21 protein-coding genes, 1 tRNA gene and 1 pseudogene are annotated in these 18,940 nt (G+C 69.1%); 8 read left to right on the top strand and 15 right to left on the bottom strand.

What is annotated here, in order from left to right:
- Positions 1-111, top strand: a pseudogene (locus tag DK368_RS15575) (IS630 family transposase); the annotation flags it as partial.
- Between the two features lie 827 nt (positions 112-938).
- Here DK368_RS15575 and DK368_RS15570 read toward each other — a convergent pair.
- Positions 939-1,013 (bottom strand) — tRNA-Val (locus DK368_RS15570).
- 159 nt (positions 1,014-1,172) lie between these two features.
- On the opposite strand from DK368_RS15570, the gene DK368_RS15565 reads away from it, so the two are divergent.
- The 4 genes from DK368_RS15565 to DK368_RS15550 all read left to right on the top strand — a co-directional run bounded on the left by DK368_RS15565 (position 1,173) and on the right by DK368_RS15550 (position 5,350).
- Positions 1,173-2,069 (top strand): N-formylglutamate amidohydrolase, encoded by an 897-nt coding sequence (locus DK368_RS15565; protein WP_114394899.1) that lies wholly within the window; start codon positions 1,173-1,175, stop codon positions 2,067-2,069.
- Entirely contained in the window at positions 2,069-2,587 is a 519-nt protein-coding gene (locus DK368_RS15560; protein WP_114394885.1) for a GNAT family N-acetyltransferase, read from the top strand. The genes DK368_RS15565 and DK368_RS15560 overlap by 1 nt, the downstream gene beginning before the upstream one ends.
- Positions 2,588-2,990: 403 nt before the next feature.
- The gene (gene otsA / locus DK368_RS15555; RefSeq protein WP_114394884.1) at positions 2,991-4,388 is read left to right on the top strand and encodes an alpha,alpha-trehalose-phosphate synthase (UDP-forming); all 1,398 of its coding nucleotides are present in this window, start codon (positions 2,991-2,993) and stop codon (positions 4,386-4,388) included.
- Positions 4,385-5,350 (top strand): glucokinase, encoded by a 966-nt coding sequence (locus DK368_RS15550; RefSeq protein ID WP_114394883.1) that lies wholly within the window; start codon positions 4,385-4,387, stop codon positions 5,348-5,350. The genes otsA and DK368_RS15550 overlap by 4 nt, the downstream gene beginning before the upstream one ends.
- Positions 5,351-5,561: 211 nt before the next feature.
- Here the strand turns inward: DK368_RS15550 and DK368_RS15545 are convergent, their stop codons facing one another.
- From DK368_RS15545 to DK368_RS15515, 7 genes are all read right to left on the bottom strand, one after another.
- Positions 5,562-6,044: a F0F1 ATP synthase subunit B family protein gene (locus DK368_RS15545; RefSeq protein ID WP_114394882.1), complete on the bottom strand. Its 483-nt coding sequence runs from the start codon at positions 6,042-6,044 to the stop codon at positions 5,562-5,564.
- Positions 6,044-6,694, bottom strand: a complete 651-nt coding sequence (locus DK368_RS15540) for a F0F1 ATP synthase subunit B family protein (RefSeq protein WP_114394898.1) — start codon at positions 6,692-6,694, stop codon at positions 6,044-6,046. Before DK368_RS15540 ends, DK368_RS15545 begins: the two co-directional genes overlap by 1 nt.
- Positions 6,695-6,909: 215 nt before the next feature.
- Entirely contained in the window at positions 6,910-7,134 is a 225-nt protein-coding gene (locus DK368_RS15535) for a F0F1 ATP synthase subunit C (protein WP_114394881.1), read from the bottom strand.
- 65 nt (positions 7,135-7,199) lie between these two features.
- Positions 7,200-7,943: a F0F1 ATP synthase subunit A gene (locus tag DK368_RS15530; protein ID WP_114394880.1), complete on the bottom strand. Its 744-nt coding sequence runs from the start codon at positions 7,941-7,943 to the stop codon at positions 7,200-7,202.
- A 7-nt stretch (positions 7,944-7,950) separates the two neighbouring features.
- Positions 7,951-8,304 (bottom strand): AtpZ/AtpI family protein, encoded by a 354-nt coding sequence (locus DK368_RS15525; protein WP_114394879.1) that lies wholly within the window; start codon positions 8,302-8,304, stop codon positions 7,951-7,953.
- 195 nt (positions 8,305-8,499) lie between these two features.
- Positions 8,500-9,042 carry a copper chaperone PCu(A)C gene (locus tag DK368_RS15520; protein ID WP_240002522.1) on the bottom strand — a complete coding sequence of 181 codons (543 nt, stop codon included), beginning with the start codon at positions 9,040-9,042 and terminating at the stop codon, positions 8,500-8,502.
- Positions 9,043-9,045: 3 nt separating this feature from the next.
- Entirely contained in the window at positions 9,046-9,684 is a 639-nt protein-coding gene (locus DK368_RS15515) for an SCO family protein (RefSeq protein ID WP_114394878.1), read from the bottom strand.
- Positions 9,685-10,101: 417 nt separating this feature from the next.
- Between DK368_RS15515 and DK368_RS15510 the strand changes: the two genes are divergently transcribed.
- A complete protein-coding gene (locus tag DK368_RS15510) occupies positions 10,102-11,043 on the top strand; it encodes an L-lactate dehydrogenase (RefSeq protein WP_114394877.1) in 942 nt (313 codons plus the stop codon).
- A 31-nt stretch (positions 11,044-11,074) separates the two neighbouring features.
- Here the strand turns inward: DK368_RS15510 and DK368_RS15505 are convergent, their stop codons facing one another.
- From DK368_RS15505 to cobS, 3 genes are all read right to left on the bottom strand, one after another.
- Positions 11,075-11,749: a lipid-binding SYLF domain-containing protein gene (locus DK368_RS15505; RefSeq protein ID WP_114394876.1), complete on the bottom strand. Its 675-nt coding sequence runs from the start codon at positions 11,747-11,749 to the stop codon at positions 11,075-11,077.
- 124 nt (positions 11,750-11,873) lie between these two features.
- On the bottom strand, positions 11,874-12,542 hold the full coding sequence (locus DK368_RS15500) for a histidine phosphatase family protein (RefSeq protein ID WP_114394875.1): 669 nt from the start codon (positions 12,540-12,542) through the stop codon (positions 11,874-11,876).
- Positions 12,543-12,547: 5 nt separating this feature from the next.
- Positions 12,548-13,354 (bottom strand): adenosylcobinamide-GDP ribazoletransferase, encoded by an 807-nt coding sequence (gene cobS / locus DK368_RS15495; RefSeq protein WP_114394874.1) that lies wholly within the window; start codon positions 13,352-13,354, stop codon positions 12,548-12,550.
- 118 nt (positions 13,355-13,472) lie between these two features.
- Here cobS and cobT point away from each other — a divergent pair, with 118 nt between their 5' ends.
- Entirely contained in the window at positions 13,473-14,498 is a 1,026-nt protein-coding gene (cobT, locus tag DK368_RS15490; protein ID WP_114394896.1) for a nicotinate-nucleotide--dimethylbenzimidazole phosphoribosyltransferase, read from the top strand.
- Positions 14,499-14,523: 25 nt separating this feature from the next.
- On the opposite strand, the gene DK368_RS15485 is transcribed toward cobT, so the two are convergent.
- The 4 genes from DK368_RS15485 to DK368_RS15470 all read right to left on the bottom strand — a co-directional run bounded on the left by DK368_RS15485 (position 14,524) and on the right by DK368_RS15470 (position 17,785).
- The gene (locus DK368_RS15485) at positions 14,524-14,994 is read right to left on the bottom strand and encodes a hypothetical protein (RefSeq protein WP_114394873.1); all 471 of its coding nucleotides are present in this window, start codon (positions 14,992-14,994) and stop codon (positions 14,524-14,526) included.
- Positions 14,995-15,041: 47 nt separating this feature from the next.
- The gene (locus tag DK368_RS15480) at positions 15,042-15,941 is read right to left on the bottom strand and encodes an ABC transporter permease (RefSeq protein ID WP_114394872.1); all 900 of its coding nucleotides are present in this window, start codon (positions 15,939-15,941) and stop codon (positions 15,042-15,044) included.
- 87 nt (positions 15,942-16,028) lie between these two features.
- On the bottom strand, positions 16,029-16,727 hold the full coding sequence (gene ftsE, locus DK368_RS15475; protein WP_114394871.1) for a cell division ATP-binding protein FtsE: 699 nt from the start codon (positions 16,725-16,727) through the stop codon (positions 16,029-16,031).
- Positions 16,728-16,942: 215 nt separating this feature from the next.
- Positions 16,943-17,785, bottom strand: coding sequence for a hypothetical protein (locus DK368_RS15470; protein WP_114394870.1), 843 nt, complete (start codon positions 17,783-17,785; stop codon positions 16,943-16,945).
- A gap of 249 nt (positions 17,786-18,034) precedes the next feature.
- Here DK368_RS15470 and DK368_RS15465 point away from each other — a divergent pair, with 249 nt between their 5' ends.
- On the top strand, positions 18,035-18,913 hold the full coding sequence (locus tag DK368_RS15465; protein WP_114394869.1) for a DUF2218 domain-containing protein: 879 nt from the start codon (positions 18,035-18,037) through the stop codon (positions 18,911-18,913).
- Positions 18,914-18,940 lie beyond the last annotated feature (27 nt).

Below are 18,940 nucleotides of genomic sequence, written 5' to 3'. Positions count from 1 at the left end.
GCCGAACGCACCGTCGACGGCCTCTGGAACGCCATCGGCACCCTCATCGACCGCTTCACGCCAGCCGAATGCGCAAACTTCTTCACCGCAGCAGGCTATGAGCCAGAGTGAGCGGAAACCGCTCTAGTCCTCGGGTGAACAGTGGGTAAGCAGCGAAATGGGAATTGGGGCGTGGCCGGGCGGACCGGGTCGCACTCGAATGATTGGAACATTTCATCAGTTTCAAGAGCTTGTGGCTGGAATGCCTCGCGGAGGATAGTCCCCGATCAAGGCCCGGACCACCTTGCCAAGGTTGGGGTCGAGGGTTCGAATCCCTTCGCCCGCTCCAGTTTCCAGACCGTCACGGTTTGAGCAAAGGCTCCCATGCTTCAGCATGGGAGCCTTTGTCGTTTACCCCGCCATCCCGTCATCGGCCCGGCGCGCATGGCTCAGCTGAACAGCTGGATCGTGCCATAGACGGCCGCCGCCAACAGCACCCAGGACAGGGAAGCCAGTCCCAGCAGCAGTCGCATCTTGGTGGCCATGGTCAGGCTCTGCGCGGCGGCCGTCCGCCGGGAAACTCTGCCGCGGTCCGCGGTCCATGAGACGGGGTGGATCATGATTGCCTCCGTTCGCCTTATAGACAAAACGTGGCACAGCCTTGCCCGATCGACAATAAATACAAAAGATCAGGATTTAATCGACAGGGAACAAACCCCATCCATTTGGATATTCATACAAGAGCATATATCGATCGATTTTTACAGATCCTGTCCCCTGGCGGCACGATGGCCGGAGCAGCGACGCCCCAGACTTGGCCCGGGCCGGGGACGCGCCCGGAAAGGCAGGACACATGGCAAGGCAGCGCGCTGGGAAGGCAGAGACCCGGAAAAGCGAAAAGCCGCCCCGGAGGGCGGCTTTCTCGATCATGCGCAGTACCGCCGATCAGTCCCGATGGATGGTGGGCGCGACAGGGATTGAACCTGTGACCCCTACGATGTCAACGTAGTGCTCTCCCGCTGAGCTACGCGCCCGATCCATCGTGTCGCCGTCGGGTCTCCCCGGCGGCGGCGGGGGGTTTAGCACCCCTGGCAGGGCTTGGCAACCCCCTTCTTCACGGTTCATGTCGGATTTCTTTCAAGGCCTTGTCGCCGCCTGTGGCAGCAGGCGCCGCTTTCGTCTACATCAATGACATGGACAGGCCGATTGCTCCCCAGACGACCGGCGCCGACGCGGTCTTCCGCCTGCGGGCGCCCGATGTGCAGGCGCTGCCGCTGGTGCTGGCCTCTCCCCACAGCGGCCGTGGCTACAGCGCCGCCTTCCTCTCGGCCTCGCGGCTGGACGCGCTGACCCTGCGCCGCTCCGAGGATTGCTACGTCGAGGAGATCTTCGCGGCTGCGGCCGAGGCGCTCGCCGTCCCCCTGCTGGAGGCGCTGTTCCCCCGCGCCTATATCGATCCCAACCGGGAACCCTACGAGATCGATCCCGCCATGTTCGACGGGCCTCTGCCCGGCTATGTCAATGTCCGCAGCCCCCGCGTCGCCGTCGGACTGGGCACCATCGCCCGGGTCGTGGCCGGCGGCGAGGAGATCTATCGGACCAAGCTGCGTTTCGCGGACGCTTCGGCCAGGATCGAGCGCTGCTACTACCCCTATCACGCGGCGCTGCGCCGGCTGGTGGATGCCACGGTGGCGCGCTTCGGCTGCTGCATCCTGCTGGACTGCCACTCCATGCCCTCCATCGGCCTGCCGCCGGACATGGCGCACAGCCGCCGCTGCGATGTGGTGCTGGGCGACTGCCACGGGACCGCCTGCGCCGGCAGCGTCACCGATGCGGCGGAAACGGTGCTGCGCGATCTGGGCTATGTCACAGCCCGCAACAGCCCCTATGCCGGGGGCTACACGACGCGGCACTACGGGCGTCCGACCGAGGGCGTCCACGCCCTGCAGATCGAACTCAACCGCGCCCTCTATGTCGATGAGACCACGCTGGAGCGGCAGCCCTATCTGACCACCCTGGGCCAGCATATGCGGCTCCTGGTGGCTGCCCTGGGCGATCTGCCCCGCCACCGGCGCCTGGCCCGCCGCTGATGCCCACCCTGCCCGTGATCCGCGATGCCGTCCCGGCCGATGCCGCCGCCCTGGCCGCGATCTACGCCCCCCAGGTGCTGACGGGAACCGCCAGCTACGAGGATGTCGCCCCCGACGCGGCGGAGATGGCGCGGCGGCTGGCCGATGTCCAGGGGCGCGGCTTGCCCTGGCTGGTGGCGGCGGAGAGCGGTGGAGGCGTGGTGGGCTATGCCTATGCCAGCCCCTATCGCAGCCGCGCCGCCTATCGCTTCACGCTGGAGAATTCCATCTATGTGGCCGCCGGGCAGGAGGGGCGGGGTATCGGCCGCGCCCTGCTGCGGACTCTGCTGCATCGCTGCGCCGTCCTGGGCTACCGCAGGATGCTTGCCATTGTCGGGGACAGCCGCAACAGCGCCTCCCTGGCCCTGCATCGCGCCGCCGGCTTCGTCGAGGTCGGGCGGCTGCCCGGCGTGGGCGTGAAGTTCGGCGAGGCCCTGGACCAGATCCTGCTGATCCGCGACCTGCAGCGGGATCGCTGACCTCCCGCCACCGGAAGCCTGCCGCCCAAAAAGAAAGGCCGTGCGCAAGGCACGGCCTGAGTTTAGGGAGGAAACGCCCAAGAAGTGCGTTACGACAGAGGGCCATCGGCCGTGTCGCAAAACAACTATGCGTGCTGCGGCGCCGTTGTGCAAGTGCAAAAAGACAAACGAGCCATGCGCCCGTTTTATGCGGCTTTCCGCACGGGCGGCGGCGGAAATCCGCACATTTCATACCGCAGCGCAGCATAACAAAGGACCTAGCCACTTTGTCCGAGGACGCTCCGCCCCCCTGACGGGAGGCAGGGTGCCCCCCGTTCCCATCGACCAGTATGGTCGTGTGGTCGCCCCACCGTCTCCGGGCGGCGTCACCCCATGGCAACCACCAGCAGGAAGGGACGCAGCAGTGAGCCGCTTGGTCGTCGTTTCAAACCGTGTCGCCCCGGTCGAGGAGGGCAAGAGCCAGGCCGGGGGGCTGGCCGTGGCCATCCAGGAAGCGCTGAAAAGCCGTGGCGGCATCTGGTTCGGCTGGAACGGGGACACGGTCGAGCAGACACCCGACGCCCCCGGCATCACCCAGAACGGCCGCATCACCTATGCCACCCTCGGCCTGCTCCAGCGCGACCTGGAGGAGTATTACAACGGCTTCGCCAACTCGACCCTGTGGCCCCTGTTCCATTACCGGCTCGATCTGGCCCAGTTCAGCGGTCGCACCTATGCCGGCTACCAGCGGGTCAACAGCCTGTTCGCCAGCCGTCTGGCGCCGCTGCTGCGGGCGGATGACCTGATCTGGGTGCATGATTATCACCTGATCCCCTTTGCCGAGCAGTTGCGCTCCATGGGGCTGGAGCAGACCATGGGCTTCTTCCTGCACACGCCCTGGCCCGCACCGGAGATCCTGGGCGCCCTGCCCGCCCATGAGGCGCTGGTGCGCAATCTCTGCGCCTATGATCTGCTGGGCTTCCACACCGAGGTCGATCTGCGCTGCTTCGCCAACTATATCCGCTACGAGGCCCAGGGGACGGTCGAGGAACTGGGGGCAGGCCAGGGGCTGCGGATCGGGGCGTTCGGCCGGTCGGTCATCGCCCGCGCCTTTCCCATCAGCATCGACACCGCCACGCTGGAAGGGATCGCGCGGCAGGCCGCCGACACAGCCCAGATGCGGCGGCTGAAGGAAAGCCTGGTCGGCCGCGCCCTGATCGTCGGTGTGGACCGGCTGGATTATTCCAAGGGCCTGCCCCAGCGCTTCGAGTCCTTCCACGCGCTGCTGGACGCCTATCCCGCCAACCGCGGCCAGGTCAGCTTCATGCAGGTTGCCCCGCCCTCGCGCAGCGATGTGGCGGAGTATCAGGCCATCCGGCGCGAGTTGGAAGCACTGGCCGGCCATATCAATGGTCGTTTCGCCGAATTCGACTGGGTTCCGATCCGCTACCTGAACAAGAGCTTCAGCCGCAAGGCCCTGGCCGGATTCTACCGCCATGCGTCCATCGGCCTGGTGACACCGCTGCGCGACGGCATGAATCTGGTGGCCAAAGAGTATGTGGCATGCCAGCCGCCGGAGGATCCGGGCGTCCTGGTGCTGTCGCGGTTCGCCGGCGCGGCGAAGGAGCTTGACGGCGCCCTGATCGTCAACCCCTATGACATCCGGGCCGTGGCGGAGAACATGCAGCGCGGCCTGACCATGCCACTTCAAGAACGGCGCGAACGCTACGAGGCGATGATGAAAGTGCTGCGGGCGAACGACATTACCCACTGGCGGGAAAGCTATGTGGAGGCCCTGTCCGGCGTGGCGGGGCAAGCATGAGCACACCCGGCCTGATCGCCGATATCGGCGGCACCAATGCCCGCTTCGCCCTGGTCGAGGCGGACGGCAGCGTGACTCGGGAACGGGTCCTGCGCTGTGGCGACTATGCCTCGCTGGCCGATGCGGCCAAGGCCTATCTGGCCGGGCAGGACGCCGCCACCCGGCCGGCCCGCGCCGCCTTCGCCGTGGCCTCGCCCATCACCGGCGATGTCGTGCGCATGACCAACCTGCCCTGGGAGTTCTCCATCCGCGGTGTGCGCGAGGCCCTGGCCCTCGAGCGGCTGGACGTGATCAACGACTTCACCGCCGTGGCCCTGGCCATCCCCCGTCTCGATGATGAGGACCGGGTGCAGATCGGTGAAGGACAGGAGGTGCCCGGCTATCCCATCGGCGTTCTGGGCGCGGGCAGCGGCCTCGGCGTCTCCGCCCTGATTCCCGGCAGCGGTGACAGCTGGACGGCCCTGGCGACCGAAGGCGGCCATGTGACCATGGCGCCCATCACCGACCGGGAGAGCGCCGTGCTGGCCCAGCTGCGCAAGATGTTCGAGCATGTCTCGGCCGAGCGTCTGCTGTGCGGTCCGGGGCTGGTCAACCTCTATGACACGCTGGCCTTCCTGGATGGCCTGACGCCGGAACCGCTGAGTCCGGCGGAGGTGACGGACCGCGCCCTCGGCCGCCGCGATCCCACCTGCGTGGAGGCCCTGGACATGTTCTGCGCCATGCTCGGCACCGTGGCCGGCAATCTGGCGCTCAGCATCGGCGCCCGCGGCGGCGTCTATATCGCCGGCGGCATCGTGCCCCGCTTCCTGACGGTGTTCGAGCATAGCCGCTTCCGCAAGCGCTTCGTCGAGAAGGGCCGGATGCGCGACTTCCTGGGGCCGATCCCCACCTATGTCGTCACCCATCCCTATCCGGCCTTCGTCGGCCTTGCCGCCCAGCTGGCGACACCCGACCGGTCCTGACCGCTGCGGCGGAGAATTCCTCCCGCAGACAGGCCGCCCGTCCGCCGCGGGCGGGCGGCCTTCTGACCCCGGAAGCGCGCCCGCAAACACCAGCCCGGTCCGCTGCAATCCTGAACATGGCAAAAGGCCTGAACATGGCAAAAGGGCGCTCCCGACGGGAACGCCCTTTCTAAACACCCGGTGAACCGGACCCTGCGGCCCGGCCCGGCAGTCAGTTCAGCTTGCGCGGCAGATCGGCGATGGCCTGCTCGATCAGAGCGTCGCTGCGGCTCTGATCCACCGTCTGCACCAGCAGCCGCTCGGTCGCGGACATGGCGATGTCCACGGCCAGATCGCGCACCTGCTGCACGGCCTGGCTTTCAGCCTGGGCGATCTTCTCCATGGCCTGGGCTTCGCGGCGCTTCAGCACGGCGGTCAGCTCGGCCGTCGCTTCCTTGCGGATGCGGTCGGCCTCCTCACGCGCGCTGGTCACGATGGCCTCGGCTTCCTTCAGCGCGTCGCGCTGCTTGCGCTGATACTGGGCCAGGGCCGCCTGGGCGTCCTCGCGCAGCTTCTGCGCCTGCTCCAGATCCTGGCGGATGCGGGCGGCACGCTCGTCCAGGCCGCCGAGGATGGTCTTGCCGGCCATCTTGACGACGATTCCGACGAAGACGAGGAACGCCAGAGCGACCCAGGTGTACGGGTTCTGCAGCATCACGCACGCTCCTTCAGCACGGCATCGACGGTGGTGCCGACCATGTCGGCGCCAAGGCTGACACCGACCAGCCGCTCGACGGCGGCCTGGGCCGCCTCGGCCGACACGGTGCGGACATTGCCGAGCGCCGCCTGCTGGGCCGCCTGGATCCGCTCCTCGGCCGCGCGGGCGCGCTGGGCCAGATCGGCCGCCAGCTCGCTGTTGCGGCGGGCGCCCTCGGCATCGGCAGCCGCCACGGAGTCGGCGATCACCTTGTGGGCATTGGCACGGGCTTCGGTGATGGCCTTTTCATAGGCCTGCATGACAGCCTCGGCCTCGGCCTTCAGCGCGCCGGCCTTGTCGAGATCGTTGGCGATCTTTTCCTGCCGGGCTTCCAGCACTTCGCCGACCCGGGGCAGGGCCACCTTCGACATCAGCCAGAGCAGCAGGCCGAAGGTCACGAAAGTCCAGAAGATCTGCGAGGCGTAGCTGGCCGGGTTCAGCTGTGGCAGGCCGCCGGAGTGGTGTTCCCCCCCGTGGCCGGTCGCGGCATCGCCGACGGCATGGGCCGCGTCCTGCGCGAAGGCAGGGTCGACCACCGCCACGACACCAACCGCCAGCACTGCGACCGCGGCGCAGACGCTCCAGCGCTTTAGGCTGTGGATACGCATGTTGGCACCCATTCACTCAAACCCGGCCCGCGACGGAGCCGGCTCGCCAATCCTGACAGCACGGATGGTCTGGCTGACCCTGCACGGGCGAAACCGGCCGGACCATAGAAGACCGCCGTTGCATGGACCGGCCCGCGGGGGGACGGGATGCAACGGCGGATCAACCGGTGCTGAAGCGCGGCCGCCGGGTCCGGCGGCCGAACCGATCCCGTCTCTTACGAGAACAGGATCAGGAAGGCGATGACCAGGGCGAACAGGCCGGCGGCTTCCGTCAGCGCGAAGCCGATGAAGATGAAGGTGCGGTAGGCCGGGATGGCGGCCGGGTTGCGGGCCGCAGCCTGGTACAGGCCGGAGAACAGGTTGCCGAGGCCGATACCGACGCCCAGCAGGGCCAGCATGGCGAGACCGGCGCCGATGAACTTTGCCGCTTCAGCTTCCATTTTAACAATCCTCTGGTTTGGAAGAGTTTAGAAACTCGGGGGGTTGGATGGGACGCAGCGCCGGATCAGTGCAGTTCCAGCGCATCGCGAAGGTAGACGCAGCTCAGCAGCGCGAAGACATAGGCCTGGATGGCAGCCACCAGGAATTCGAGGCCGAAGAGCGCGACATTCATGGCGACCGGAACCAGACCGCCGACGAGTCCGACGGCGCCCATGCCGGCCAGGCTCACCGAGAAGCCGGCGAACACCTTCAGCATGGTATGGCCCGCCAGCATGTTGGCGAACAGTCGGACAGACAGGCTGACCGGACGCACGAAATAGGAAATGATCTCGATCGGGATCACCAGCCAGGCGATGAACCAGGGCGTCCCCTCCGGCAGGAACAGGTGCAGGAAATGCAGCCCGTGGCGGACGAAACCCAGGATGGTCACGAACAGGAACACCATCATCGCCAGCGCGAAGGTCACGATGATGTGGCTGGTGAAGGTGAAGGCCATCGGGATGAGGCCGAGCAGATTGCCGAACAGCACGAACACGAACAGGGAGAAGATGAACGGGAAGTAGGGCCGCGCCTTCTCCCCCGCATTCTCCTTCACCATGCCGGCCACGAACTCGTACAGCAGTTCGGCCATGGACTGCAGACGCCCCGGCACCATGGCCCGGCCGCGCATCCCGTAGATCAGCAGGCCGGTCGCCAGCACGATGGCGGCGACCATGTGCAGGGCCGAGTTGGTGAAGGAAAGGTCGAGCCCGCCCACCGGGAGATGGACGATTTGCTTGATCTCGAATTGTTCCAGCGGACCAGCCACGACGACCTCATTCCCCGTGATTCCGGGTGTCCCCGGTCTTCTTGAACCCCGCCGCGTACCCCTGGCCGTTGACGACCCGGTACACGTTCATGAAACCCGCGACCGCACCAACCAGGGTCATCACGATCAGCCCCCAGGGCGCGGAATCGAGCCAGCGATCAAGCCCATAGCCGATCGCCACACCCACCAACACGCCGGCCACCAGTTCGACCGCGATCCGGAGCCCCAGTCCCATGTCGCTGTGGCTGGCACCGCCGCCCCCCACCAGGGGTTCGGACGGTTCCAGACCGGCGCCACGCCGGGCCTCCCGCAGCCTTGCCTCGATCTCCTCCAGCGATGGAGGAGGGCGATCCTCAGTCATGAGACGACCTCCATCCGCCGCCAGCATCGATGCCGCGCGAAAGCGGCGGCACCATACGGGCCGGCCGGACCCCTGTCAAGCACGGAAACCTGATACTTAAGTGCTTGAAAAAACAAGAATTACTTTGCGAATTGAGACGGAGTGCCGCAGTGCAGCAGCCGCGTACCGGTATCAGTGCGTCCGCGGCAGCACGTCTCAATGGCTGTGCCCCATCCCGGTGGCGGCCTGGGCCGGCTCCTTGCCCGGCGGCAGCACCTCGACCTCCACCTGCGACGTACCGGCCTTGGCGAAGGTCAGGGTCAGCGGGAAGCGGTCACCCGGCTTCAGCGGCGCCTTCAATCCCATCAGCATGATATGCAGCCCGCCGGGCTGCAGAGCCACGGCCTGACCGGCAGGGATCTCGATCCCTCCCTCGACCGGGCGCATGCGCGCCACCCCACCGTCCATGACATGGGTGTGAAGCTCGGTCCGCTCCGCCACCGCGGGCGCCGCCGCCGCCGTCAGCGTGTCCGCATCGGCCCCGGTGTTGTGCAGGGTGATGAAGACACCGCCGGCCTTGGCCTGGCTGGTGGTGGGACGCGCCCAGGCCTGCATGGCCATGATCGGACCGGCCGCCATCGGACCGGCTGCATGGCCGGCATGGTCGTGACCGCTCTGGGCCAGGACCGGGGCAGCGGGAAGCAGGGCGGCGAGACCCAGCAGCGTCAGGGCGGTAAGACGCGGAAAAGGCATGGTCATGGATCAACCCCTGGCAAGATAGGACCGGATGGACTGGACGATCTCGTCCGGCGACGTCCCGCGCGGCAGCACCTTCAGGAACTGCCCGTCCGGCCCCATGAGATAGGTGAAGGTGGAATGGTCCATCAGATAGTCGTCGCCGTTGCCGCCGGGCGCCTTGGCGTAATAGACGCGATAGGCCTTGGCCACCGCGGCCACCTGCTCCGGCGTGCCGGTCAGTCCGGTGATAGAGGGATGGAACATGGCCACATACTCCGCCAGCTGCACCGGCGTATCCCGCTGCGGGTCGATGCTGATGAACAGCGGCTGCACCCGGGCCGCGTCATCGCCCAGGGCGTCCATGGCCTGGGCCAGCACCTGCAGCTCGGTCGGGCAGATATCGGGGCAGAAGGTGAAGCCGAAGAACACCAGCTTGTACTTGCCGGCATAATCCTTGTCGGTCACCGGCTTGCCGGTATGGTCCACCAGGCTGAACGGCCCGCCGATGCTGACCCCGCCCAGCAGGGTCCCGGCCTCGGTGGAGGCGCCCGCGGGTCCGGCCGCGCGCCGGTCCTGCAGGATCGACCACCAGGCGACCACAGCGGCCAGCAGCAGACCGACAAGGCCGGCGATCAGGAGTCGAGTCAGACGCGAACGGGTCATAGGGGCAATCCCGGCGATACGGATCAGGGCGGTCATCAACGGCGCGCGGCCAACGCAGCGCCGCCAGCGGGCACTCCCGTCGGCGTGCCGGCGGCAGGCCGCAAGGCCCGGGGATGCAGCCTGCCGGCGCATCCTGGCGGCACGCGGGGCCGCATGGCAAGCCCCCATAGCAACCAAGATATCTGGCCGCCGCCGCCGCCCCACATCCTGTACGCGTATCCCGGCCCGTTCTCCGGGTCCATGCCGCGATACGTGCTGTCCCGCCCTGCCGGCACGCGCTCTGCCCGACTGCCTGCATCTTCTGCGCCAATGGGTCGCAGCCCGGCGGGACCCTCCCCCCGGTTGAAAGCGGACAACCGCACGCCCCGCTGGGGCTAGCATCCCCCATCACCTCAGCCGCAAAGGAGCAGGCACGCCATGAAGATCGGGATCATCGGGGCCGGCATGGTCGGCAGCACCGCCGCCTATGCCATGGTCATGCGCGGCGTCGGCAACGAGATCGTGCTGGTGGACCGCAACACCGACCTGGCCGCGGCCCAGGCCACGGACCTCCTGCATGCCACCCCGTTCTCCCATCCGACCCGGCTGCATGCCGGCAACTATGAGGATCTCGACGGGGCCGGTCTGGTGGTGCTGTCGGCCGGGGTCAGCCAGAAGCCGGGCGAGTCGCGCCTCGACCTGCTGTCCCGCAATGCCGAGATCTTCAACGCCATCATCCCCGCCGTGCTGAAGGCCAGCCCGCAGGCCATCTTCCTGGTGGCCAGCAATCCGGTGGATGTGATGACGCAGATCTCCACCCGCATCGCCGCCCGGCACGGGGTCGGGCCGGAGCGCATCATCGGCTCCGGCACGGTGCTGGACACCGCCCGCTTCCGGGCGCTGCTGGCCCGGCATCTGGGCATCAGCCCCAACTCGGTCCATGCCCATGTGCTGGGCGAACACGGGGATTCGGAGGTGCTGCACTGGTCCCAGGCCGTGGCCGGCGGCCTGCCGGTCGATCAGGCGGCGCAACAGCTCGACCGGCCCCTGACGCCGGCCGACCGGACCCGCATCGATGACGAGGTCCGGCACGCCGCCGCCCGCATCATCAAGGGCAAGGGCGCCACCTGGTACGGCATCGGCGCCGGTCTGGCCCGCATGGCGCAGATGATCCAGACCGACGAGAAGGCGCTGGTGACCTGCTCCATGCTGACGGAGCACATTGTCGGGGTTGAGGGCGTGGCCCTGTCCCTGCCCCGGCTGCTCGGCGCCCGCGGCGTCGTCCACACGCTGGAGCCGACGCTGTCCCCGGAGGAAACCGCCGCCCTCCACCGCAGCGCCACGATCCTCAAGGAGGCCGCGGCCGGGGTGGTGGTCTGATCCCCCCCGGGCCAAGGACGGAAGGCCGTGCTCAGCGGACGCTGAGCACGGCGGCCAGGGCCTGGGCCTCGGGCCGGTAGAACTGGCGGTCCACCAGGATGGCCCGGGGCGAGGTCTTGTGACCATAGAAGGTGTCGTTGTACTCGCTGCGCGGGGCCACCACCGACCCCTCGATGGCCATGCCGCCGAACAGGCCGGACGATTTGGCATAGACATAGATGTCGGCCGACAGCCCGACGCCGTACCCGGCGCCGACGCTGGTGCCCAGCTCGCCAATGGCGACATTGGCGTCAGCGCCCAGCTTGACCTTGCGGTCCATGATGGCGTCCAGACCCTTCTGGGTCATGATCACCAGCATCATCTCCGAGGCCTGGCCGCCGAACTGCAGGCCGAAGCTGGCCTCGGCCATGGTGTAGAAGGCGGGACCGGACCAGGCGCCATCGTCGCCGCGGGCCACCATGACGCCGGTGCCGCCGCCACCGCCCAGGAAGAAGCCGGCCTGGATCATGTTGGGCATGATCAGCACGGCCCGCGCCCGGCCGACCAGACTCTTGAGGTTGCCATATTCCGGATCAGTCAGCAGGGTCATGGCCGTGACCCGCGCCCGCTCCACCAGCAGTTCCGGCTCGCTCAGGGCCATGGCCGGCCGCACCAGGGCCATCATCGCCAGCGCCATGCCGAGGATGGCTGCCGCAAACCGCCTCATTCCGTACCTCCCAACCGAGTTCACAAAGCCACATGTCAGCGGGGAAAGCCCCGCCGGGGCGCAGACCTAACACATCGGCCAGCCTGCGCCCAGAGATGGGCGATGCTGGCGGCCAACTGCGGCATCACCGGGGCAAAATGCCCGGTGCCGTCAGCGGTAACCCCGCCGGCGGGCTGTTGACCGCCTGCACCCGCCACTGCCCGCCCGTCCCGGCCGGACCGGCGATGTGGTCCAGCCGCGTCACATGCAGGCAGTCCGCCACCAGCGCCAGCATCCGGCCGGGAGACAATCCCAGCGCGTGGCCGACCGCCGCCCGGATGGGGCCGGCATGGCCCAGCATCACCAGATCGCAGCCGGCATGGGCGGCGCACAGCCGGTCGATGGCGGCAGCCGTGCGCCGGGCCAGGGCGGCGAAGCTCTCCCCCTCCGGCGGCGCCTCCCCGGCGGGATCGCGCCAGAACGCCGCCACCCGCTCCGGCTCAGCGGCCGTGACCGCGGCGTGGGTCTGCCCCTGCCAGCGGCCGAAATCCTGTTCGGTCAGCTCCGGCTCGACCCGCAGCGGCAATCCCTCCCCCCGCCGCTCCAGCAGGACACGGGCCGTGTCCCGCGACCGGCACAGGTCGGTCACCAGCCATACCGCGCCCGCGGGCAGACGGGCCGCCAGCGCGTCCAGCGCCGGCCCGTCGGTCAGATCGGCGGGCAGGTCGCTGCGCCCGGCGATCAGCCCCGGCGCCGACGCGATCGGGGCATGGCGCACCCACCACCAGCGCGTGACCGGAGGACAGGGGGGCATCGCCGTCACCGCGCCAGCCCCACGGCCGCGACGATCCCCAGCAGCAGCGTGATCTCGGCCAGCTGCTGGCTGGCACCCAGCACATCGCCGGTGATGCCGCCGATCTGCCGCCGGGCCAGCCGGCCCATGCCGGCCACGGCCGCCGCCGTCAGCAGCAGCAGCGCCAGCCCGGTGAAGCCCGACCCCAGCGGCAGCTTGCCCAGGCAGGTGGCGGCGAAGCACAGGCCGATGACGGCCGCTGCCAGCGCCCGCGCCCGGTTCGGCCGGCCCTGGCTGGCGGACAGGCCGGTGCGGCGCGCATCCGGAAGGGCCAGCTTCAGGGCCGGCAGCAGGCCGCGGGACAGGGCGTGGCCGGCGATCAGGGCGGCGGCCACGCTGCGCGGCTCGGCCAGCTGCGCCAGCGCCGCCACCTTCAGCAGGGCGGCCAGCACCAGGGCCAGCGCCCCGTAGGTGCCGACCCGGCTGTCCTTCATGATGCACAGCTTGGCTTCACGGTCGCGGCCGCCGCCGAAGCCGTCGGCCACATCGGCCAGCCCGTCCTCGTGCAGCGCCCCGGTCAGCAGCGTCAGCGCGGTCACGGTCACGACCGCGGCCAGCAGCGGCGACAGGGCCAGCAGCGACAGCCCCCAATAGAGCAATCCGCCTGCCGCCCCGATCAGGGCACCGACGATGGGGAACCAGGCCAGCGCCCGCTGGTCCAGGTCGGCGGGCCAGTGGCCGCGCCAGGGCAGTGGCAAGCGCGTCAGGAAAATGACGGCGGCGGCCAGTTCGGCGAGGGCTGTCGTGCGGTGCGGTCGGGTTGCGTCGTCCATGCAATCGGTATACGGGAGGGACCACCGCGCCGCCAGCGCCGTTCCTCGCAAGAGCGGGGGAGCCGCCCCGCATGCGGATGAGATGATGACCCCGCCCCGACCGGCCGAGAGTATCGCCATGGCTTCCGACGACACCCCCTCCCTCGACGAGATCCGCCGCGTTCTGACCGAACTGCCCGGCCCCGATCTGGAAGCGGCGACCGCCGCCGCCCAGCGCGAGGCTTCGCTGCTGAAGCCACAGGGCAGCCTGGGCCGGCTGGAGGAGATGGTGCAGTGGCTGGCCACCTGGCAGGGCAAGATGCCGCCGGAGCTGACCCATCCCCGCATCGCCGTCTTTGCCGGAGCGCACGGCATCGCCGCCCGCGGCGTTTCCGCCTATCCGCCGGACGTGACGCGGCAGATGGTCCAGGCCTTCCTGGACGGGCACGCCGCCGTCAACCAGCTGGCCGAGGCGGCCGATGCCGACCTGCGCATCTACGAGATGGATCTGGACCATCCCACCGCCGACTTCACCACCGGCCCCGCCATGGATGAGGCGTCCTGCGCCACGGCCATGGCCTACGGCATGATGGCGGTGGAGCCGGGCCTGCACCTGCTCTGCCTGGGCGAGATGGGCATCGGCAACACCACCAGCGCCGCCGCCCTGGCCTGCGCCCTGTTCGGCGGGGAAGCCGCCGACTGGGTCGGCCCCGGCACCGGCGTCGATGCCGAGGGGCTGGCGCACAAGGCCGCCGTGGTGGCCGCCGGCCTGGCCGCCAACCCGGCTGCCCGCACCGACCCGTTCGAGGCCCTGCGCTGCCTGGGCGGGCAGGAGCTGGCCGCCATCGCCGGCGCCGTCATCGCCGCCCGGCTGGCGCGGGTGCCGGTGGTGCTGGACGGGTTCGTCTGCACCGCCGCCGCCGCCGTGCTGTTCAAGGCCGACCCCAAGGCCCTGGACCATTGCATCGTCGCCCATTGCAGCGCCGAGCCCGGCCATGCCCGCCTGCTGCGGGCCATGGGCAAGCGGCCGCTGTTCGACCTGGACATGCGCCTGGGCGAGGCGTCGGGGGCGGCCCTGGCCATTCCGGTGCTGCGCTCGGCCCTGGCCTGTCATCTGGGCATGGGCACCTTCGCCCAGGCCGGCGTCTCCGGCCGCGGCGCCTGAGCGGCGGGCCGGGGGCGGGCCGGTTTCAGATGCGGAACCAGACGGCCCAGAGGATCAGGGCCGCCGCCCCGAACAGGAAGGCCGCCACATAGGTGGGGACGGGCACCGGCACCCGCTCGCTCTGGCCGCGGGACAGGGGCGGCTGGCCGGGTGGGCGCAGGCCGCCGCCGGTGCCGCCCATGCCGGTCCCGCGCCGCGCCGGGCGTTTCGCCGCCTTGCGCGGCTGGGTCCGCTCGCTGCCGGCGATGATGGTGGGTTTGGGCCGGCCGCCGGTATCGCTGCGGGGGTCGTGCAGCTCGATCAGGCGCCAGTCGAAGTCCGACAGGGCGTCGTCATTGATGAAATCCACCTGGATCAGCCGCACCGGCACGGCGGCGTGCTGGCTGACGGCGCTGTGGAAGGCCTGCTTGCCGCTGGACAGGTCGTCCACCAGGGCCAGGGTCTCCCATTTGCTGCCCTTGGGCTTCTGGACGGCGTATTTGCGCGGTCCGCTCAACCTGGTCCTCCCTTGCCCCGTCTTCACCGCCGGGTCCGGCGTTCCGGTCATTCCCCGGTCTGCAGCAGGGCGCCGCGCTGACGCGCATTGGCGAACGCCCGCAGGAAGTATAGGGCGGCAATGGCCCCGTAGAGAAGATTAAGCATGATTGCTGCCAGCAGATGGCCAGAATCGAACCCGTGCCCGAAAAGGACGTCGCGCATGCCCTCGAACACATGGGTACTCGGCAGGGCCAGCGATATGGCCTGCACCGGGCCGGGCAGCGACGAGACGGGGTAATAGACGGCCGATACCGGGGCCAGGATGAACACCGCCATCCAGGCCAGCCCCTCCGCCCCCAGCCCGTGGCGCAGGATGACGGCCGAGGTCAGCAGGCCGATCGTCACCCCCATCAGCATGAGATTGGCGAAGAATCCCGCCAGCGGCAGGCCCAGCCCGAACAGGGAGAAGCCGAACAGCGGTCCGGCCAGCAGCACCGGCAGCGACAGCCCCACCAGCACGCGCAGGAAGGCCATGACCACCAGGGCCGCCACCCATTCCCAGGGCCGCAGCGGGCTGACGAACAGATTGCCCAGATTGCGGCTCCACAGCTCCTCCAGGAAGGTCACGGTCATGCCGATCTGGGTGCGGACCAGCACCTCCCACAGCAGCACGGCCCCCACCAGCACACCGGCCGCCTGGGCCACCCAGCTGCTGTTGGTGGCCAGGAACCGGGACAGGAATCCCCAGACCAGCAACTGCACCGTCGGCCAGTAGCAGAGTTCCAGGATCCGGGGCCAGGACCGGCGGATCAGATAGACATTGCGCAGCACCATGGCCCCGACCCGGCGGGCCGCGCCGGGGGCGCGTGGACCGCGGTCATAGGCAGGGGCCGCCGCCGTGGGCGGCGGGGGCTGGCGGCAGCCGCCATCGGCGGGAAGGGCCTCGGCGGGCCGGTCAGGGGTCATGGCGCCTCAGGTGGGGTGCGGCGGCGGCAAAGGCAAGCAGCGGCACAAAGGGGGGGACGGCACAAGAGGGGGGAGAGGCCGCCCGCGTCAGGCCAGGTCCGGCTGCGGCTGGTCCGGCTTCAGCCACCAGGACGCCTCGGCCAGCTTGCCCTCGAACAGCTCCAGCACCGGCCGCTGCAGCCGGTCCACCAGATACATGTCGTGGGTGGCGACCACCACGGTGGTGCCCAGCTTGTTCAGCTCGATGAACAGCCGCATGATCTTCAGCGACATCTCGCGGTCGATGTTGCCGGTCGGCTCGTCGGCCACGATCAGCTTGGGGCTGGTGACCACGGCGCGGGCGATGGCCACCAGCTGCTTCTGCCCGCCGGACAGGGTGGGCGGCAGGGCGTGCATCTTCTCCGCCAGCCCCACCCAGGACATCAGATCGCCCACCATCTCCCGCACCCGCTTCTCGGCGATGCCGGCGATGCGCAGCGGCAGGGCCACATTGTCGAACACGGTCATGTGGTCCAGCAGGCGGAAATCCTGGAACACCACGCCGATGCGGCGGCGCAGCTCCGGCAGGGTGCGGCGCGGGGTCTTCGACAGCGGCTCGCCGAACAGGGTGATCAGGCCGCGGGATGGCCGCTCCGACAGATAGAGCAGCTTCAACAGGCTGGATTTCCCGGCACCCGTGGGGCCGGTCAGGAAATGGAAGGAGCCGGGCGCCAGATGCAGGCTGATGTCGCGCAGCACCTCCGGCCCGTTGCCGTAGCGCAGACCCACATTCTCGAAACGGACCAAAACACCCTCTCCCGCCGTTCCGGGCGGCCGGCGGTCCGGCCGCGACGGCACCTGATGCCAAGACGCCGGAAAGACAGCGGCGCCGCTCCCGGGGAACGGCGCCAATCCGTGTCAGACGGCGGGGGAGTCAAGCACGATCCGCCGGCCCGGGCAACCGCCGCGGTCCGGCGCCAGTCCGGGATCGGTCCGGGATCGGCCCGGGGTCGGTCAGCGCCTCAGGCGCAGGCCCCGCCCACCGGCTCCACCGCCGGCTCGCTCTTGTCGCGCGACGGGGCCAGACCGACGCGCTCGAAGGCCGCCAGGGTCTCATCGGCCCAGGCCCGCAGGTCGGTCAGGCCGCCATGGCCGGTCCAGACATCGATGCCGTAGCGCTTCTCCAGATCCACGTCCGACAGCTTCAGCGCGTCACGGACGGAGATCAGTTCGCGCTCCAGCAGGGTCCAGATATCCGACTCGCAGCGCTTCATGGTCAGGATCTGCACGCCCTGGCTCTGGAAGGCCTTCAGCCGCTTGAAGGCCGGATCGGCCTCATAGGGGGCGAAGCTGCCGGCCACCTCGTTCAGCACCACGAACCGGCGGGCGGTGGGCAGCCATTCCTGCTTGTCGAAGCTGTACTGGATCAGGGCGCGGGCATCCTCGATGGCCTGCCCCTCGGCCTTGGTGGCCACCACCAGATCGACCGGGGCGGCATTGCGCCGGCGCAGCAGGCTGCCGGCATTGCGCGCCTCGGCCCAGGCGAACAGCTCCGAGGCGACATTGGCGCCCACATCGATGATATGGCCGCCATCCAGCAGGGTGCGGCCGAACTCGTCCCAGTATTTGATGGCCAGGTTGGGATCGGTGGAGGCCTTGATCTTGGTCAGTTCCTCGCCGATGCCCAGTTCCTTCACATGGGTGAACAGCCGGCCGAACTTCGAGCGCTGGTTCAGGGTGTCGCTGTCCGCGGCCGCCAGCTTGGCCGGCACGCCCTTGCGCTCATGCTGCAGCACAAGCATCTGCGCCACCAGGGTCTTGCCCTGGCCGCCGGTCTTCGCCATCGAAATGAAGGTCCGCGTCATCGCTGTGCTCTCCTCACGCGCCGCCCTGCGTCGGTGGGGGTACCCCGCCCGTCCAGGGATCGTTACCCGCTTTCGCGCCCCCCTTCAACAGGGCCGACCGCCCCGCCGCCAATTTGACCCAACGCCGCCGCCACGCCTGGCCGCGACCGTTCTGGTCACGAAACCATCGTTGCACCCCGTCGGGCCTCTTGCACACTGCCGATTTTAGATATATCTATTATCAGACATATCGAAGATGGAGGATGGCACATGCTCTCCCGCTTTCTGCACCGCGGCCTCGGCCGCCGGTTCGCCCATGCGGGTTTCGAGGACCGGCCCTGTCACGGTCATCATGGCGGGCCGGGCCGGGGGCGGCGGGGCCGCCTGCTGGATCAGGGCGATCTGCGCCTGCTCTGCCTGCACCTGCTGGCCGAGAAGCCCCGCCACGGCTACGAGCTGATCAAGGCCGTGGGCGAGCTGATGGGCGGGGCCTACAGCCCCAGCCCCGGCGTGCTCTATCCCACCCTCAGCCTGCTGGAAGAGCTGGGCTACACCGCCCGCGACGACGGCGGCGAGGGGCGCAAGCCCTATGCCCTGACCCCCGCCGGCCGCCTGTATCTGGAGGAAAGCAGCCCCCAGGTGGAGATGGCGCTGCTGCGGACCCGGCGCATCCGCGACCGGCACAACGCGCCGCCCGTGCTGGAACAGGCCATGGTCCGGCTGAAGCGGGCGCTGCACCAGTGCCAGCTCGCCGCGCCGGCGACGCCCGACCGGCTTCAGGCCATGGCCGCCATCCTCTGCGCCGCCGCCGACTCCATCGAACAACTCCCCCTGCCCCCGACGGACGACACCAGCATGATCCGGACCGAGACCAGCATCGCCACCGGCAATGCCGCCCGCTACCTGACGCAGCTCTGCAAGCATTGGAGCCATAAATTCGCGGTGACCTTCGGCCCCGAGACCGGCCACATCCCCTTCGGCGAGGGACGGAGCTGCGATCTCGCCGCCACAGCCGACAGGCTGACCGTCCGCGTCACCGCTCCCGACGCCACCACCCTGGCCCGTCTTCAAGATGTGGTGATCGACCATCTGAAGCGCTTCGCCTTCCGCGAGGATCTGGGTACACCGGAGTGGCGCCCCCTGGATTGAGCCCGGCGCCAGCCTGTAGCGAGACCC

It is taken from the genome of Oleisolibacter albus (assembly GCF_003336875.1).
Taxonomy (GTDB): domain Bacteria; phylum Pseudomonadota; class Alphaproteobacteria; order Azospirillales; family Azospirillaceae; genus Niveispirillum; species Niveispirillum album.
This window is presented reverse-complemented; position numbering and strand designations above follow the sequence as displayed.

Excerpts from the sequence above, each read along its gene's own strand:
- DK368_RS15565 (WP_114394899.1), top strand. The coding sequence starts at position 1,173 with ATGGACAGGCCGATTGCTCCCCAGACGACCGGCGCCGACGCGGTCTTC.
- DK368_RS15560 (WP_114394885.1), top strand. The coding sequence starts at position 2,069 with ATGCCCACCCTGCCCGTGATCCGCGATGCCGTCCCGGCCGATGCCGCC.
- DK368_RS15550 (WP_114394883.1), top strand. The coding sequence starts at position 4,385 with ATGAGCACACCCGGCCTGATCGCCGATATCGGCGGCACCAATGCCCGC.
- DK368_RS15545 (WP_114394882.1), bottom strand. The coding sequence starts at position 6,044 with ATGCTGCAGAACCCGTACACCTGGGTCGCTCTGGCGTTCCTCGTCTTC.
- DK368_RS15540 (WP_114394898.1), bottom strand. The coding sequence starts at position 6,694 with ATGCGTATCCACAGCCTAAAGCGCTGGAGCGTCTGCGCCGCGGTCGCA.
- DK368_RS15535 (WP_114394881.1), bottom strand. The coding sequence starts at position 7,134 with ATGGAAGCTGAAGCGGCAAAGTTCATCGGCGCCGGTCTCGCCATGCTG.
- DK368_RS15525 (WP_114394879.1), bottom strand. The coding sequence starts at position 8,304 with ATGACTGAGGATCGCCCTCCTCCATCGCTGGAGGAGATCGAGGCAAGG.
- DK368_RS15520 (WP_240002522.1), bottom strand. The coding sequence starts at position 9,042 with ATGACCATGCCTTTTCCGCGTCTTACCGCCCTGACGCTGCTGGGTCTC.
- DK368_RS15515 (WP_114394878.1), bottom strand. The coding sequence starts at position 9,684 with ATGACCCGTTCGCGTCTGACTCGACTCCTGATCGCCGGCCTTGTCGGT.
- DK368_RS15510 (WP_114394877.1), top strand. The coding sequence starts at position 10,102 with ATGAAGATCGGGATCATCGGGGCCGGCATGGTCGGCAGCACCGCCGCC.
- DK368_RS15505 (WP_114394876.1), bottom strand. The coding sequence starts at position 11,749 with ATGAGGCGGTTTGCGGCAGCCATCCTCGGCATGGCGCTGGCGATGATG.
- DK368_RS15500 (WP_114394875.1), bottom strand. The coding sequence starts at position 12,542 with ATGCCCCCCTGTCCTCCGGTCACGCGCTGGTGGTGGGTGCGCCATGCC.
- cobS (WP_114394874.1), bottom strand. The coding sequence starts at position 13,354 with ATGGACGACGCAACCCGACCGCACCGCACGACAGCCCTCGCCGAACTG.
- cobT (WP_114394896.1), top strand. The coding sequence starts at position 13,473 with ATGGCTTCCGACGACACCCCCTCCCTCGACGAGATCCGCCGCGTTCTG.
- DK368_RS15480 (WP_114394872.1), bottom strand. The coding sequence starts at position 15,941 with ATGACCCCTGACCGGCCCGCCGAGGCCCTTCCCGCCGATGGCGGCTGC.
- DK368_RS15470 (WP_114394870.1), bottom strand. The coding sequence starts at position 17,785 with ATGACGCGGACCTTCATTTCGATGGCGAAGACCGGCGGCCAGGGCAAG.
- DK368_RS15465 (WP_114394869.1), top strand. The coding sequence starts at position 18,035 with ATGCTCTCCCGCTTTCTGCACCGCGGCCTCGGCCGCCGGTTCGCCCAT.